This is a genomic window from Enterococcus sp. AZ015 (assembly GCF_050499225.1).
GTDB lineage: Bacteria > Bacillota > Bacilli > Lactobacillales > Enterococcaceae > Enterococcus_D > Enterococcus_D entomosocium.
Genome location: NZ_JBMHEX010000001.1, coordinates 1,993,688 through 2,009,991, shown reverse-complemented (window position 1 = coordinate 2,009,991; position 16,304 = coordinate 1,993,688). Strand labels below are relative to the sequence as shown.

General features: G+C 42.2%; 13 protein-coding genes. 10 read left to right on the top strand and 3 right to left on the bottom strand.

Translation table 11 applies throughout. The features are described 5' to 3' along the window. Positions 1–110 precede the first annotated feature (110 nt). Together licT and IGK85_RS09415 are read left to right on the top strand one after the other, a co-directional pair. Entirely contained in the window at positions 111–953 is an 843-nt protein-coding gene (gene licT, locus IGK85_RS09420; protein ID WP_005235451.1) for a BglG family transcription antiterminator LicT, read from the top strand. A 197-nt stretch (positions 954–1,150) separates the two neighbouring features. Continuing rightward, the gene (locus IGK85_RS09415) at positions 1,151–3,070 is read left to right on the top strand and encodes a beta-glucoside-specific PTS transporter subunit IIABC (RefSeq protein WP_005235453.1); all 1,920 of its coding nucleotides are present in this window, start codon (positions 1,151–1,153) and stop codon (positions 3,068–3,070) included. A 76-nt stretch (positions 3,071–3,146) separates the two neighbouring features. On the opposite strand, the gene IGK85_RS09410 is transcribed toward IGK85_RS09415, so the two are convergent. Further along, a complete protein-coding gene (locus tag IGK85_RS09410) occupies positions 3,147–4,067 on the bottom strand; it encodes a MurR/RpiR family transcriptional regulator (RefSeq protein WP_005235454.1) in 921 nt (306 codons plus the stop codon). A gap of 260 nt (positions 4,068–4,327) precedes the next feature. Here IGK85_RS09410 and IGK85_RS09405 point away from each other — a divergent pair, with 260 nt between their 5' ends. Further along, entirely contained in the window at positions 4,328–5,719 is a 1,392-nt protein-coding gene (locus IGK85_RS09405) for a 6-phospho-beta-glucosidase (RefSeq protein ID WP_008378426.1), read from the top strand. 20 nt (positions 5,720–5,739) lie between these two features. Then, positions 5,740–7,173, top strand: coding sequence for a 6-phospho-beta-glucosidase (locus tag IGK85_RS09400; protein ID WP_008378424.1), 1,434 nt, complete (start codon positions 5,740–5,742; stop codon positions 7,171–7,173). A gap of 231 nt (positions 7,174–7,404) precedes the next feature. On the opposite strand, the gene IGK85_RS09395 is transcribed toward IGK85_RS09400, so the two are convergent. Then, positions 7,405–7,875 carry a glutathione peroxidase gene (locus IGK85_RS09395; protein WP_008378422.1) on the bottom strand — a complete coding sequence of 157 codons (471 nt, stop codon included), beginning with the start codon at positions 7,873–7,875 and terminating at the stop codon, positions 7,405–7,407. A 153-nt stretch (positions 7,876–8,028) separates the two neighbouring features. Further along, positions 8,029–9,414 carry an MATE family efflux transporter gene (locus IGK85_RS09390; RefSeq protein WP_008378420.1) on the bottom strand — a complete coding sequence of 462 codons (1,386 nt, stop codon included), beginning with the start codon at positions 9,412–9,414 and terminating at the stop codon, positions 8,029–8,031. Positions 9,415–9,599: 185 nt separating this feature from the next. Here IGK85_RS09390 and trxB point away from each other — a divergent pair, with 185 nt between their 5' ends. From trxB to thrB, 6 genes are all read left to right on the top strand, one after another. Further along, positions 9,600–10,532: a thioredoxin-disulfide reductase gene (trxB, locus tag IGK85_RS09385; protein ID WP_008378419.1), complete on the top strand. Its 933-nt coding sequence runs from the start codon at positions 9,600–9,602 to the stop codon at positions 10,530–10,532. 147 nt (positions 10,533–10,679) lie between these two features. Beyond that, positions 10,680–12,407: a phospho-sugar mutase gene (locus IGK85_RS09380; protein WP_008378417.1), complete on the top strand. Its 1,728-nt coding sequence runs from the start codon at positions 10,680–10,682 to the stop codon at positions 12,405–12,407. Between the two features lie 246 nt (positions 12,408–12,653). Continuing rightward, positions 12,654–12,947 carry an ArsR/SmtB family transcription factor gene (locus tag IGK85_RS09375; RefSeq protein WP_005235473.1) on the top strand — a complete coding sequence of 98 codons (294 nt, stop codon included), beginning with the start codon at positions 12,654–12,656 and terminating at the stop codon, positions 12,945–12,947. 116 nt (positions 12,948–13,063) lie between these two features. Continuing rightward, a complete protein-coding gene (locus tag IGK85_RS09370) occupies positions 13,064–14,314 on the top strand; it encodes a homoserine dehydrogenase (protein WP_429972233.1) in 1,251 nt (416 codons plus the stop codon). A gap of 2 nt (positions 14,315–14,316) precedes the next feature. Then, positions 14,317–15,375, top strand: coding sequence for a threonine synthase (gene thrC / locus IGK85_RS09365; RefSeq protein WP_008378413.1), 1,059 nt, complete (start codon positions 14,317–14,319; stop codon positions 15,373–15,375). Beyond that, entirely contained in the window at positions 15,372–16,241 is an 870-nt protein-coding gene (gene thrB / locus IGK85_RS09360; RefSeq protein ID WP_008378411.1) for a homoserine kinase, read from the top strand. Before thrC ends, thrB begins: the two co-directional genes overlap by 4 nt. The last annotated feature ends 63 nt before the right edge of the window (positions 16,242–16,304 follow it).

The window sequence follows — 16,304 nt, the reverse complement described above, 5'->3', positions numbered from 1 at the left end:
TGCGGTATTTGCGCTGCTTTCATGAGGTTTTTTCTGTGTTGACTGTTGGCTAAACAATAAAGACAAGCAATGAACCATATCCGCAATGATAAAGTAAGTGGGGGTAGGACATGAAAATCAGTAAAGTGTTAAACAATAATGTTGTGATCACTACCGATCAAAGTCAAAACGAGATTATTGTTATGGGGCGGGGGATTGCCTTTAAGAAAAAAGTGGGAGATGACATTTCTTCAGAAACGGTCGATAAAGTATATCGCTTAGAAAATCAGACGATCTTATCTCAATTTCAAGAGCTGCTTGCTGACTTACCACTGGAATATCTTGAATTATCCAATGAGATCATTGAGTATGCTCGGCGAGAATTGTCATCCCCCATCAATGATTCCATCTACATCTCGCTGACAGATCATATGCACTGTGCCATTGAACGATCGAAAAAAGGAATGACGGTCAAAAATGTCTTATTGTGGGATATCAAGCGTTTTTTCCCCGATGAGTACCAAATAGGCTGCAAAACAGTAGAAAAAATCAAAGAACATTACGGGATTCAGCTGCCAGATGATGAAGCTGGCTTTATTGCTCTGCATCTGGTCAATGCGCAAACCGAAAATGGTGACCAAGGCAATATTGCTGAGCTAACCCAAACGATGCAAGACATCATTAACATTGTTAAATATTTTTTCAAAACCACCTTTGATGAAGAGTCCGTTTATTTTTATCGCTTCACTACGCATTTGAAATTTTTTGTCTCAAGAATGCAAAACCATACCCCTCATACGGATGAAACCGATGAAGATCTTTTGGCTATGGTCAAAGTGAAGTACCGAAATGCGTATCAATGCGTACAAAAAATCGCTGAACTATTAGAAAATCAATATCAGTATCAAATGTCCAGTGACGAAAGTTTGTATTTAACGATTCATATTGCCAGACTTGTGCAAAAAAATCGTTGATTGAAATAAAGAAGAAAGGAGAAGGAGTTTTACTCAGTGCAAGATATAGAAGAAAGAATAATTTTTTGGCAATGATTTTTATTAAAACGTATTTTTAGGACCGCTAGTTAAGAAGCAGCATATCAAAGACGAAACATTTTGGATAGTGACATTCAGTTGGCTAAACCTTCAATACAAAAAAATTGGAGGAATCAAAAATGGGTAAATATCGTGAATTAGCAGAAAAAATTGTCGCAAATGTCGGTGGGAAAGAGAACATCAATAGCTTGACGCATTGTATCACACGCCTGCGTTTTAAATTAAAGGATGAAGGCGTCGCAAATGATGAAGTCTTAAAGAACATGGAAGGTGTCGTGACGGTCATGAAGAGTGGCGGTCAATACCAGGTGGTTATCGGAAACCATGTGCCAGATGTCTATGCAGAAGTGATCGATGTTGCAGGAATCAGTGGTGATGCTGAAGAAACAGCCTCAGGTGGCAACTTGTTTGATCGTTTGATCGATATTTTGAGCGGCTGCTTCCAACCCTTCTTAGGTGCTTTGTGTGCGGCCGGGATGATCAAAGGTCTAAATGCACTGTTGCTTTTTATTGGTACAACAGGCTTGATCGATTATACAACGACGACTGGGACGTACGTTATGTTCAATGCGATCGGCGATTCGATCTTCATGTTTATGCCGGTGATTTTAGGGTATACGTCAGCAAAAAAATTCCGCTTAAATCCAATGGTGGGAATCGTGATCGGGTCGGCGCTTTGCTATCCGACGATTCAAGGATCAGCCTTGCAAGCGGCATTTGTTGCCGGAGCTGGCGAGGGAGCTGCTGCACCTTATAGCTTATTAGGCTTGCCAGCGTATGAAACCTTCTTAGGGATTCCGTGGGTTGGTGCGACATATACTAGTAGTGTGGTTCCAGTAATCTTTATCATCGCATTCGCTGCACAAGTTCAAAAATTGGCGAAGAAAATCATTCCGTCTGTTGTCCAAACATTTTTAGTGCCTTTCTTGGTTTTATTGATTGCATTGCCAATTGGCTTTTTGGTGATTGGACCTGTGATCAGTATGTTGACGGATCTTTTAAGCTCAGGATTTGAAGCATTGATGGACTTCTCTCCAGCGATTTATGGTTTGTTATTAGGCTTCTTCTGGCAAGTCTTGGTTATTTTCGGCTTGCATTGGTCAGTTGTGCCACTACACATTATGCAAGTGACACAGCTCGGCTACAGTCAAATTTTGGTAGCATCATTTGGTGCCAGCTTTGCCCAAACAGCGGTAGTGATGGCTATGTACTTTAAACTTAAAGACAAAAAACTAAAAGCTCTATGTCCACCAGCCATTATCTCAGGACTTTTTGGTGTAACAGAACCAGCAATTTATGGGATCACGTTACCGAAAAAAATGCCGTTTTTCTTCTCAATGATTGGTGGGGCGGTCGCAGGTGCCTTCTTAATGATCAATGGCACAACGAGCTATACCTCTGGTGGTTTAGGCGTCTTTGGAATCTTTAACTATATCACTCCAGAAGGCGATGCCAGTGGCATGTGGTTCTCGGTCATCGGGATCTTGATCGCTGCAGCGATTGGTTTTGGTTTGACGATGGCTTTCTGGAAAGATGATGCGGTGGAAGAAGAAATCGCAGAAGGACAACCAGCGATGACTGTTCGGAAAGAAGTAATCACTTCCCCTGTTGAAGGAACGATCGCACCACTAAGCAGTGCAAAAGATGAAGCCTTCGCACAAGGGATTCTAGGAAAAGGCATCTTGATCCATCCCTCAAAAGGCGAAGTTGTGGCTCCTTTTGACGGAACAGTAATGACCTTGTTCCCAACCAAACATGCCATTGGGTTGATCTCTGAGAACGGCTTAGAGCTTTTGATCCATATTGGTTTAGATACTGTTCAATTAAACGGTGAATACTTTGAAGCCCATGTGAAGCAAGGAGACACGGTGACTCGCGGACAAAAATTGATCACCTTTGATAAGGATGCATTGATCAAAGCTGGATTTAATATTGAGACCCCAGTGTTAGTCACCAACTCCGCCGATTATTTGGATATCATCGAGTCAGACAAACGTGAGGTAGGCTGTTCCGATGATTTGATCACGGCTTTAGTTTAGCCAAAAACTTTCTAACAAGTTCTACGTAAGGTTAAAAGCGATCGCCCATGTGAAGCGATCGCTTTTTGTCAGTCATTTAATTGGGAAACAGTGAGTCTTTATAATGAAGATTTTTATCGTAGGTTGGCTCAGCGATTATCGTCGATGATGTAGGGCGCTTGTCATAAGCCATGCCAATATCGATCAAATGCTGCAAGTTTTTTTCATAATGCTCCGAAAAGACGACTGCGTACAACAAATCCAGCAAGTAGCAAACGGACGTATTGATCGTAAAGTTGGCGATCTTTGAGTAGAGCCGTTCTCTTGTCGTGATATTCAAAACACAATTACTTAATTTCGCCAAGGAGTTCTCCCCGATACTCGTCATGCCAATGATGGAAACCTGCCGCTCGGCAAGGATCTTACCGATTTCTTTGACCATTTTGTTTTCACCGGTGTAAGAAATCAAGATCGCGGTCGTATCGGAGGTACAGTTAGATGCCTCGTAAGCACTCTCGCCGAAGGTGTCGCAGACGTGAATGTTTTTTCCTAAACGCCGCATCTTCAAAACAAAGTCTTGAGAAATCAAGGTATTGGCATTACTGGCGAAGATCTTGATATGGTTGGCGTTGAGCAACGATTGTTTCGCTTTTTGTAATTCATCATGATGGATCAAGGAAAGCGTATCTTCAATCGTTGTTTGTTCAAGCTTTGCCAACTTTTTGGCGATGGTCATAATGCCGTCATGGGAGGAAAAAGGGAAGTTCGCATCTACATCTGTAAAATGGCTGCTCATATAAGTTTGCTCTTCCACAAAGGCCGTTTTTAAGTCGAGCCAACCATTGAAGCCTAATTTTTTGGCAATCCGAATAAAAGTAGAAGGATGAACGTAGGTCTTTTCTGACAATTCCTTAATGGTTTGATCCGCCATCGCAGTCGGGTTGGCTAATAAATAATCGATCAACGATCGTTCCGCTGGTGCTAGTTTGATTTGGCGCATTTTTTCTTGTAACAACATGGTATATATGCTCCTTTTTACATTTTTTTATGATTATTTGTAAATGGTTTTTACAAAAATTCGTTTTTATTCAGTACCTAGCGAATCGTTTACATCCTAATTATTCCTTATTTGATGCTCTTTGTAAATCTTTTTTACAAAACATCTGCAAGAAGAAGCGAGATTTGCAAACGCTTTTTCTAAATATGCTATTTACATTGAATCAAATGTTTTTATGAATGATAATAAGAATGTAAATAAAATAGCAAAGGAGCAATACAATGACAAAAGGAATTAAAATTGCAACCATTGGTGGCGGCAGCAGCTATACCCCGGAGTTAATGGAAGGCTTTATCAAACGCTATGAAGAATTGCCGATTCGTGAAATTTGGCTAGTAGATATCGAAGCAGGAAAAGAAAAATTAGCAATCGTTGGTGCGATGGCACAACGGATGTGGGATGCGTCACCCTACGATGTAAAAATCCACATGACATTGGATCGAGAAGAAGCGCTAAAAGATGCTGATTTCGTTACGACCCAATTTCGAGTAGGGTTGCTGAATGCCCGCATTAAAGATGAACGAATTCCTGCTTATTATGGCATGATTGGTCAAGAAACCAACGGCCCTGGCGGAATGTTCAAAGCGTTCCGTACGGTTCCAATCATTCTTGAAATTGTTGAAGACATGAAACGTTTATGTCCGGATGCTTGGTTGATCAATTTTGCGAATCCAAGCGGCATGGTGACTGAAGCAATCGTGCGTTACGGAAAATGGGACAAAGTGATCGGGTTGTGTAATGTGCCAGTCATGGCAACCATGATTGAGCCAGCCTTGATCGGTAAAGAACCGGACGAATTGATCTACAAATTTGCAGGATTGAATCACTTCCATTGGCACAAAGTTGCTGATTCACACGGCAACGATGTAACGATGGATATTATTGATAAAATGTATGAAGAAGACAATGGCTTACCGAAGAATATCTTTGATATTCCATTTTACAAAGAACAGCTAGAACAAATGAAGATGATCCCTTGCGGTTATCATCGTTACTACTATCGTCAAGAAGAAATGCTGAATCATGCGATCGAAGAATACAAGACTGTTGGGACCCGTGCACAGCAAGTGAAACAAACCGAAGCCGAATTGTTTGAGTTGTACAAAGACCCTGAATTGGATCATAAACCTGAACAGCTGCAAAAACGTGGTGGTGCGTATTACTCAGATGCAGCGTGTGAAACGATTGCTTCCATTTATGCCAATAAAAATACCCAAATCGTTGTTTCAACAAAAAATGAAGGCGCCGTTCCAGATCTTCCTGCCGATTGCGTAGTTGAAGTAACAGCTTACGTTGGCGGACAAGGTGCTAGAAATGTTGCCTTTGGTGAGTTACCGACAGCTGAAAAAGGTTGGTTACAGGTAATGAAAGCAATGGAATTATTAACGATCGAAGCAGCAGTGACTGGGGATTACAATATCGCATTACAAGCCTTCACCATCAACCCATTGGTTCCATCAGGTGATACGGCAAAACGTGTCATGGACGAACTGTTTATTGCCCACAAAGATCACTTGCCTAAATTTAAGGAAACGATCGCACGTCTTGAAAAAGAAGGCGTAGAAGTACAAGATGAAGTAGCCCGCGAACTTGATCGCGAACTAGTTAAATAAAGAGAAAGTAGGAAAGAAACATGGCATTTAGAAAAGACTTTTTATGGGGCGGCGCAACAGCTGCCAATCAATGTGAAGGAGGCTACCAAGAAGGAGGACGCGGCTTGGCAAACGTTGACGTGGTACCGATCGGCAAAGATCGTTTTCCAGTCATTACTGGTCAAATGAAAATGTTCGATTTTGATGACGAACATTTCTACCCAGCAAAAGAAGCGATCGATATGTATCATCGCTACAAAGAAGACATCGCGCTATTTGGCGAAATGGGCTTTAAAACCTACCGTTTGTCGATCGCTTGGAGTCGGATTTTCCCTAAAGGGGATGAAACAGAACCAAATGAAGACGGCTTGAAGTTCTATGAAGATCTTTTCAAAGAATGCCACAAATATGGGATCGAACCATTAGTAACGATCACTCACTTTGATTGCCCAATGCATTTAGTTGAAAAATACGGAGCATGGCGTTCTCGTGAATTAGTCGGATTCTATGAAAACTTGTGTAACGTGATTTTCAACCGCTACAAAGGATTAGTAAAATACTGGTTGACCTTCAACGAAATCAACATGATTCTACATGCGCCATTTATGGGAGCGGGACTTTATTTTGAAGAAGGCGATAACGTTGAGCAAGTGAAATATCAAGCGGCTCATCACGAGTTGTTGGCATCCGCAATCGCAACGAAAATCGCTCACGAAGTTGATCCTGAAAACAAAGTAGGTTGTATGCTGGCTGCTGGCGCGTACTATCCATATACAAGCAAACCAGAAGATGTCTGGGAATCACGCAAAGCAGATCGCGAAAACTATTTCTTTATTGATGTTCAATCACGTGGGGAATATCCACAATATGCGCTGAAAGAAATGGAACGCAATGGGATCGAAATCAAAATGGAAGAAGGCGACCTTGAGCTGTTGAAAGCTCACACCGTAGACTTTATTTCTTTCTCTTACTATTCTTCACGCGTATCAACAACGGACGCTGAATTGTTAGAACAAACGGCTGGCAATATTTTTGCCTCTGTGAAAAACCCATACTTGGAAGCAAGTGAGTGGGGTTGGCAAATTGATCCACTTGGTTTGCGGATTACAATGAATGACATTTATGACCGTTACCAAAAACCATTGTTTATCGTTGAAAATGGTCTAGGCGCTGTGGATACACCAGATGCAGATGGCTATGTGGAAGATGATTACCGCATCCAATATTTGGCAGAGCATATCCAAGCAATGAAAGATGCGGTTGAACAAGATGGTGTCGACTTATTGGGTTACACGACTTGGGGTTGTATCGATTTAGTTTCAGCTGGAACAGGTGAAATGAAAAAACGCTATGGTTTCATTTATGTGGACCGTGACAATGAAGGAAACGGCACCTTGAAACGAACAAAGAAAAAATCATTTGATTGGTACAAACAAGTGATTGCTTCAAATGGTGAAGATTTATCGAATAACTAATCAAAAGAAGCTGCAGTTGATCCCGTTGAGAAATCAAAGGGGATCAACTGCAGTTTTTTTAAAGTCTTTTTGAAATCTTTGTAACGAATGGTTTCTTTAAGAAGAAATAGACATTCAGATATTTTGACAAGCGCCAATGTGATTGTTGTATAATGTGTATGTTGTAGCAATCACAAAAAGGTGACCTTAAGGATGACATGTTTTGTCCTCAAAATCGCCTTTCTCTGTTTTTTAAAGAACTTTTTCAATTTCTGGAATCATTTTTTGAGGATTTGTCTGGGGAGCGAAACGCTCAACGACTTTACCTTGGCGATCCACCAAGAATTTCGTGAAATTCCATTTAATGGCTTTTCCTAGCGTGCCAGGTGCTTCTTCTTCCAAATAGCGAAACAAGGGATCCGCGTCTTTTCCATTGATCACTGTTAACTTGTGCATCGGAAAGTCGACACCATAGGTGGTTCGGCAAGAGGCTGCGGCTTCTTCGGCTGACCCGACTTCTTGTTTGAACTGATCAGAAGGAAACCCTAAAACGACCAATCCTTGGTCTTTATAAGTTTCATAAAGACCTTGTAATTCTTTGAACTGCGGGCTCAAACCACACTTCGTAGCTGTATTGACGATCACTAGCGGTTGACCTTCGTATTTTGCTAGCGAATAAGTTTCGCCATTTTCCAATGTTGCTTGGTAGTCATAGATTGACATAGCAAACGCTCCTTTTAATGTAAATCGTAGTCGATAGCTTCTGAGACAAGTATAGAGCAAAGTCTTCAAAAAAACCAAGCAAACTTCTTGGCGCATTTTATTTTTTATGGAAAACAAAAAAGTCCAGCAGTCACCGAGACCGCTGGACTTTAATTATGCTTCTGGCAATACTTCGGGTTCTGTTTCTTGTGGATGAACGACAGATTTAGTTTTCCATACACCGGAGTGCCAACGATAAATCATTAAGACGCTGCGCAATGCTTCGTCAATGGCATAAGCGATCCAAACGCCGATCAAGCCGAATTTAAAGACGATCGCCAGTGAATAGGAAAACGGTAAGCTGATGACCCATAGAACAACTAGACTACAGATCAATGGGAACTTCACATCGCCACTTGCATTTAAGGAACCCACAAGGATCATATTGACTGCACGCGCCGTTTCTAAAACGATCTCTACCAAAAAGACACCTTTGGCAATCTCGATCACTTCCGCGTTGGTGGTAAAGATTCCCATGATTGGCTCAATAAACAAGTAAGTCAATAAACAGATCGTTACCGAGGCAATGATCCCGATCACCATCGTGCGCATGCCTCGCTGATGCGCGCGATCGTATTCTCCAGCACCGACATTGCGGCCAATCATGATTTGATTCCCTTGACTCAATGCGGAGGCAATCAAATAAACAAATTGGGTGATAGCTGTTACGTAAGATTTTGCAATCAAGACGCTGGCACCAAGTTGAGCCACGATCATCGTCACTACGACTTGCGCTCCTTGATAGGAAAGAGACTCGCCAGAAGAAGGCAATCCGTAAGTCAAAATGTTTTTCATCACACCCCAAGAGACATTCGAGAAACGGGCAGATAAAACAGAAAAATTCACATGCTTCTTCAGCAACATTGCGGCAATTATTAAACCAATCGAATTACCAAAGACGCTAGAAAATGCCAATCCGGTCACACCAAAATTCGGTAAACCAAAGGGGCTATATAAGACAAAGTAATTCCCAATGACGGCTAGGATACTAGCAAACATCGGCACCAATAACGCAGGTTTTGTGAAACTGTGGCTACGCATGACAGCAATTATGACCGCCGTGATCGATGAAAGGAACAGACTTCCCCCATACACTTGTAAGTACCCATGACCTAAAGCAACTAATTCAGCATCCAATCCCATGAAACGAAGGAGATAGGTTGAGCCGAAAAGGAACATTAAGCTGATCAAAATCCCGATGAACAATGAGCCAAAAAGAGCGGTATTGATGACTTTCGGTATCTGGTCGCGTTTTTTCGCACCAATCAATTGTGCGATAATGATCTGAGTACCCACGGTGATGAAACCGTAAATAAAGACCGTTAAATTCAATAGTTGATTGGCAGCACTGACGGCCGCTACTGCTGGCTCGGAGTAATGAGAAATCATCCAAACGTTGACATTCCCAATAACGACCCGCAAAAATAGCTCAACAAAAATCGGCCAGCTGAGGAAAAGCAGTTCACGGTCTGATTTTCCTAAAAGTTTTTTCTTATTCAATTGTAAGGACTCCTTATTTTCTATATAATAGACGTATCGTGAAAATTTTACAAAAATTGAAAAGAAAGTCAATGTAATTTTCAAAAGTAAAAGCAGGAATATCTTATTATTTTTTGTAAGCAGATGAGTTGAAAGAATTTGCTTTTGAAAGTAAAGTATGGGTAGTCCAAATTGGAGGGAAATATATGTATGATGTAATTATCATCGGCGCAGGCCCTGCGGGGATGACAGCAGCGCTTTATGCGTCAAGATCGAATTTATCAGTACTAATGATTGAACGAGGCGCACCTGGCGGTCAAATGAACAATACGGCTGAAGTTGAAAACTACCCAGGATACGAATCAATCCTAGGCCCTGAATTAGCATTTAAAATGTATGAAGGTGCCATTAAATTTGGTGTTGAAAATGCCTATGGGATTGTTCAGAGCATCACGGATCAAGGTGAATTCAAAGAAGTTGCCACCGAAGACAAAACTTATCAAGGGAAAACAATCATCATTGCCACAGGATGCGTACATAGAAAGTTAGGCGTCAAAGGCGAAGAAGAATTTGCGGGACGCGGTGTTTCATACTGTGCGGTTTGTGACGGTGCCTTTTTCCGTAACAAACGCTTGATTGTTGTTGGCGGAGGCGACTCGGCAGTCGAAGAAGCTATCTACTTAACACAATTTGCTTCCGAAGTAACGATCGTTCACCGTCGTGACGAATTACGAGCACAAAAAATCATTCAAGACCGCGCATTTGCCAACGAGAAAATCTCTTTTATTTGGGATTCTGTTGTTGAAGAAATCAAAGGCAATGAGATGGTCGTGACTGGCGTGCAAATCAGAAACGTAAAAACGGATGAAGTGACAGAAGAAGCTGCTGGCGGTGTCTTTATCTATGTTGGTTTAGATCCGTTGACAGAACCATTCAAAGCCAGCGGTATCACGAATGATGCTGGCTGGATTTTAACCAATGAGCAGATGGAAACTTCAATTCCTGGTGTTTACGCGGTTGGCGATGTTCGTGAAAAAGGCTTGCGTCAAATCACGACGGCAGTCGGCGATGGCAGTATTGCTGGTCAACAAGTGTTTGATTTTATTGAAACACAAAAGGATGCTCAATTAACGAAATAGTTTAATGGAATCAGCTGTTATTTTTAAAGTGTCAATCACTTTTGATAGCAGCTGTTTTTATTTTTCGTTTGGTTATTCTTTGAGAAATCTGTAAGTAGTGTTATACTAATTTTAGAGCATTTTAACGGAAAAAGGAGAGGTTATTTTATGGCATGGGAACAAACATTTAATCAATGGAAAAACAGTGAACACTTAGATCCACAATTAAAAGAACAATTGACCGCATTAGAAGCAGATCCTGCGATGTTAGAAGACGCTTTTTATATGCCTTTGGAATTTGGGACTGCCGGTATGCGAGGAATTTTAGGACCTGGTATCAATCGGATGAACATTTATACGATTCGTCAAGCAACCGAAGGATTGGCTCGCTTTATGGATACACAAGATCCTGAAACAAGACGTCGTGGCGTAGCGATCGCCTATGATTCCCGTCATTTTTCACCTGAGTTCGCGATGGAAGCGGCAAAAACATTGGCAAAACACGATATTCCAGCCTTCGTCTTTGAAAGCTTACGTCCGACGCCAGAATTATCTTTTGCTGTGCGTTACTTAAAAACCTTTACTGGAATCATGATCACAGCTTCTCACAATCCAGCCGAATACAATGGCTACAAAGTATATGGGGAAGATGGTGGACAAATGCCACCAGCAGATGCGGATGCATTGACAAAATTCGTTCGGGAAATTGAAAATCCGTTAGAGATCCCTGTATTAAGTGAAGAAGAAGCCAAAAACAGCGGCTTGATCTCTATTATTGGCGAAGAAATCGATACTGCCTATCTGAAAGAGATCAAAGAAGTCACGATCGATCAAGAATTGATCGATACGGTGGGCAAAGATTTGAAACTTGTCTATACACCACTTCACGGAACAGGGCGGATGCTTGGGGAGAAAGCGTTGAAACAAGCTGGTTTCCAACAATTCATTATTGAACCTTCTCAAGCGGTTGCTGATCCAAATTTCAGTACAGTAAAATCACCGAATCCAGAAGAGCACTCTGCCTTTGAATATGCGATTGCTTTAGGAGAAAAAGAAGGTGCTGACCTGTTGATCGCAACAGATCCAGATGCCGATCGCTTAGGAGCTGCAGTAAGAATGCTAGATGGCAACTACCAAGTGTTGACAGGTAATCAGTTAGGCGCATTGATGATCCGTTACATTTTAGAAGCCCATAAAACAGCTGGGACATTGCCAGAAAATGCAGCAGTCTTAAAATCGATCGTTTCTAGTGAATTGCCAACAGCGATCGCTAAATCCTACGATGTGGATATGATCAACGTATTGACCGGCTTTAAATTTATTGCCGAAAAAATCCAACAATTTGAAAAAGACCATTCTCAAACCTTTATGTTTGGCTTTGAAGAAAGCTATGGCTACTTAGTAAAACCATTCGTACGGGACAAGGACGCGATCCAAGCGCTCGTTTTATTAGCAGAAGTGGCTGCTTTTTACAAACAATCAAACAAAACATTGTATGACGGTCTGCAAGATATTTTTGAAGAGTACGGTTATTATGCAGAAAAAACGATTTCTGTAACGATGAGCGGCATGGAAGGGGCAACTAAGATTGCTGCCTTGATGAAGACTTTCCGTGAAAAAGCACCTTCTGTCTTCGCAGGAACCCCTGTCGTACAAACAGAAGACTTTAAACTGTTGACTCGTGTGGGCTTAGATGGTCACCAACAAAAAATGACCACACCGCCTTCTGATGTTTTGAAATACACCTTGGAAGATGAAAGCTGGATTGCGGTTCGTCCTTCTGGGACCGAACCGAAAATCAAGTTTTATATTGGTGTAAAAGGCGAAACGGCAGAAGCAGCAGAACAAAAAATTGCTGATCTGCAAGCAGCGATTGAAGAAATCACAGGTGATTAAAGTCATCTGCTGCCTTCATAATCAAAAAATTGCAATTTGACTGAATGATCCGAGTGATAGAAAAAGAAGCATTTGTTTCCCCAACGAACAGTTGTTGAGGGACCTAAGCTTCTAAAGGGAATTTTCTGACACTTGGATCTATTCTTGTCTTTTATCTAATTACTTCTCCTTGTTTGGCGGCCGCTGATTGACAAGCCGTCTATCAGGGGCTAAAATGCAAAAGGAAATAAGAGAGGATGTGGCGCGATGACTCCGCCTAAATTAGAGGAAATTCAGCAAGTAACGCAGATTTTTAAGATGCTTAGTGATCCGACCAGATTAAAAATTTTGTTGTCCCTTCAAGAGGGTGAACGCAATGTCACTTCAATCGCGGAACAAGTACATATGGAACAATCAGCAGTCTCTCATCAGTTGAAACTATTGAAAGATAATCGGATCGTAAAGTCGGAAAGACAAGGAAAAACCATCCTTTATAGTCTTGATGACAAACATGTTGTGGATATTTTGCAAAAAACATTCGAACATATCCATCACCGTTAAAACTAGGGCGAGAATTTCTCAAAAGTCCTAGTTTTTTCTTATTGTTTTTGGTATGCTAGTGGAAATATTAAAATTAGATGAACGGTTTTTAATAACGTTTTCAGTTAGGGGGCATTATGGGTAAGCAATTGAACATTGGATTATTAGGAATGGGTGTTGTCGGCAGCGGGGTATGCCAAGTGTTGGCAGAGCAAAAAGAAGCCATTCTGGCACGCATAGGAGTCAGTGTGCAAATCACGAAAGCATTAGCTTCGCCTTATGAGGATAAGTCTGCGTTAGCAGCTAAGTATGGGTTTGCTTTGACGAATGAGGCAAATGAGTTGTTTGAAGATGAGACCATCGACGTAATTGTGGAATTGATCGGGAAGATCGATCCGGCAAAAGCGTTTATTTCAGCTGCTTTAGAAAATAAAAAGCATGTTGTGACGGCAAATAAAGATTTGATTGCCACCCATGGACCTGAACTGCTGGCAATTGCTGAAAAAGCCGGTGTTTCTCTTTATTATGAAGCCAGTGTGGGGGGAGGAATTCCGATTTTGCGCACATTGAGCACCCACTATCTACCTGATACCATCACAGGAATTTTTGGCATCGTCAATGGGACGACCAATTATATGCTGACGAAAATGACGGAAGATGGCATGACCTATGAAGATGCGTTGTCACAAGCTCAAGTAAAAGGTTTTGCCGAATCAGATCCTACCAATGATGTTGACGGTATCGATGCGGCTTATAAAATGGTGATCCTGACCAAATTTGCTTTTGGGAAAACAATCGACGTTGCAGATGTTGCAACAAAAGGTATTCGCGGATTAGCTGTAGAAGATATTAAGCAGGCACAAGCTTTTGGCTATGAAGTGAAATTGATTGGCGCAGCTCAAAAGACTGATGACGGTTCCCTTACTGTATCGGTTGGGCCGGTGTTAGTGCCAAAAAACCACGCCTTGGCGACGATCCAAAATGAGTTCAATGGTATTTTTATCAAAAGCGACGGAATTGATCAGTCGATGGTTTATGGACCAGGGGCTGGATCGCGTCCGACAGCCACTAGTGTGGTTGCCGATTTGACGGTATTGGCTAAAAACAAAACATTCGGGATCGTTGAACCTTTTTTAACCTTTGAAAAAGAAACAGCATTGGCTTCGGTACAAGAACTTCCTGTGCAACACTATGTTTCCTTTTCAAATAAAGACCTTAATGCAGCTTCTTTCCCAGAATGGTTTGAATCAAAGCACACAGCATTTGATGTAGCAAGCCAACGAATAGCTGGAATCACGAAGCCAATCAGTGAAAAGGAACTAACAGTAGCACTCAAGGCATACGCGAATACGCAAAACGTGCAAATAATGAAAGTGATGGAGGAATAAACATGTATCAAGGATTATTGCATCAATACAAGGAATATCTCCCAGTCAACGAAAATACCCCAGCATTGTCGCTGGCTGAAGGAAATACACCTCTGATCCCATTACCAAGTCTTTCAAATGAATTAGGGATCCAATTGTATGGAAAATACGAAGGCCTGAATCCGACAGGCTCATTTAAAGACCGCGGCATGGTGATGGCGGTGGCAAAAGCGGTGGAAGAAGGTGCCAAAGCAATCGTCTGTGCATCGACAGGAAATACCAGTGCGGCAGCAGCAGCTTATGCGACCAGAGCGGGGATCAAAGCTTACGTTGTTATTCCAGATGGCAAGATCGCTATGGGAAAATTGGCGCAAGCAATCGTTTATGGAGCCGACATCATTTCGATCCCAGGAAACTTTGATGAAGCGTTAAAAGCAGTACGAGATATTGCAGAAACCGAAGCCGTGGCACTAGTAAACTCAGTCAATCCTTATCGTTTAGAAGGACAAAAAACAGCTGCCTTTGAAGTATGCGAACAATTAGGGCAAGCGCCGGATGTTCTTGCGATTCCTGTCGGCAATGCAGGGAATATCTCGGCATATTGGAAAGGGTTCAAAGAATGGCATGAGAAAAAAGGCACCGCGTTGCCAAGAATGCATGGGTTTGAAGCTGAAGGTGCGGCTGCCATCGTCCGTGGGGAAGTCATCGAACAGCCAGAAACGATCGCTACAGCGATTCGGATCGGCAATCCAGCCAGCTGGCAGTTGGCAGAAGCCGCTCGTGATGAATCAAATGGACACATCGATGCAGTAACCGATGAGGAAATTTTGAATGCTTACCGTAAAATTGCTGCGCAAGATGGTGTGTTTATTGAACCAGGCTCAGCTGCCTCGCTGGCTGGTGTCATCCAGCACGTGAAAGCAGGGAAAATCAAACCAGGTGAGACTGTCGTTGCCGTCTTTACTGGAAATGGTCTGAAGGATCCTGATACAGCTATCAAAGCGACAGAAGTAACCATCAATAAAATGAGTGATTTAGAAGAAATGCGCCAGCATCTTCGTGAAGGAGTTGCCAAGTTATGAAGATCCGCGTTCCTGCAACCAGTGCGAATTTAGGGCCTGGCTTTGATTCCTGCGGGATTGCCCTGTCAAAGTATTTGTTCATCGAAGTTTTAAAAGAAAACGATACATGGGAAATCATCCATGAGCTAGGCTCAGAGATCCCAAACGATGAAACTAACTTACTTTTGCGTGTGGCACTAAAATTAGCACCAGACATGAAACCCCTGAAGATCCGTATGAGTTCGGATATTCCTTTGGCACGAGGCTTAGGCAGTAGTTCCTCGGTGATCGTCGCTGGTATTGAACTAGCCAACCGAATGGCACACATGAATCTGAGTGCAGCACAAAAGCTTGAGATCGCAACTGCCATTGAAGGGCATCCTGACAATGTTGGACCAGCGATCTATGGAGATTTTGCAGTTGCTGCTTATGACCATCAGCACAAGCATACGTATTTAGTAAAGCATCATTTTCCAGAATGCGAGATCATTGCCTATATTCCTCATGAAGAACTTTTGACTGAAGCAAGTCGTCAAGTCTTGCCGCAAACACTTTCTCACGAGCAAGCAGTTGAGGCCAGTGCGATCGCCAATGTTATGATCGCAGCGGTCATCAATGGCAATCTGCCTCTTGCAGGGAAATTAATGCAGCAGGATCGTTTTCATGAAGCCTATCGGGAAAAGCTTGTGCCACACTTGTCGACCATTCGCCAGATTTGCGAAGAAGAAGGCGGCTATGGCTGTTTCTTAAGCGGCGCTGGACCAACGGTCTTAGCGATCGTCCCAGAGGAACGGGCAGAACGAATCTCAAAACTTCTACATGCCTTGGAGAGCAATGCGTATATCGAACAATTACAAATCGATCGTGAAGGGCTGCAAGTTTTTTAAAACACTTTGAAATGATAGATATCCTAAAAAAGATGAGCAGACGGCAGTCTGTTCATCTTTTTT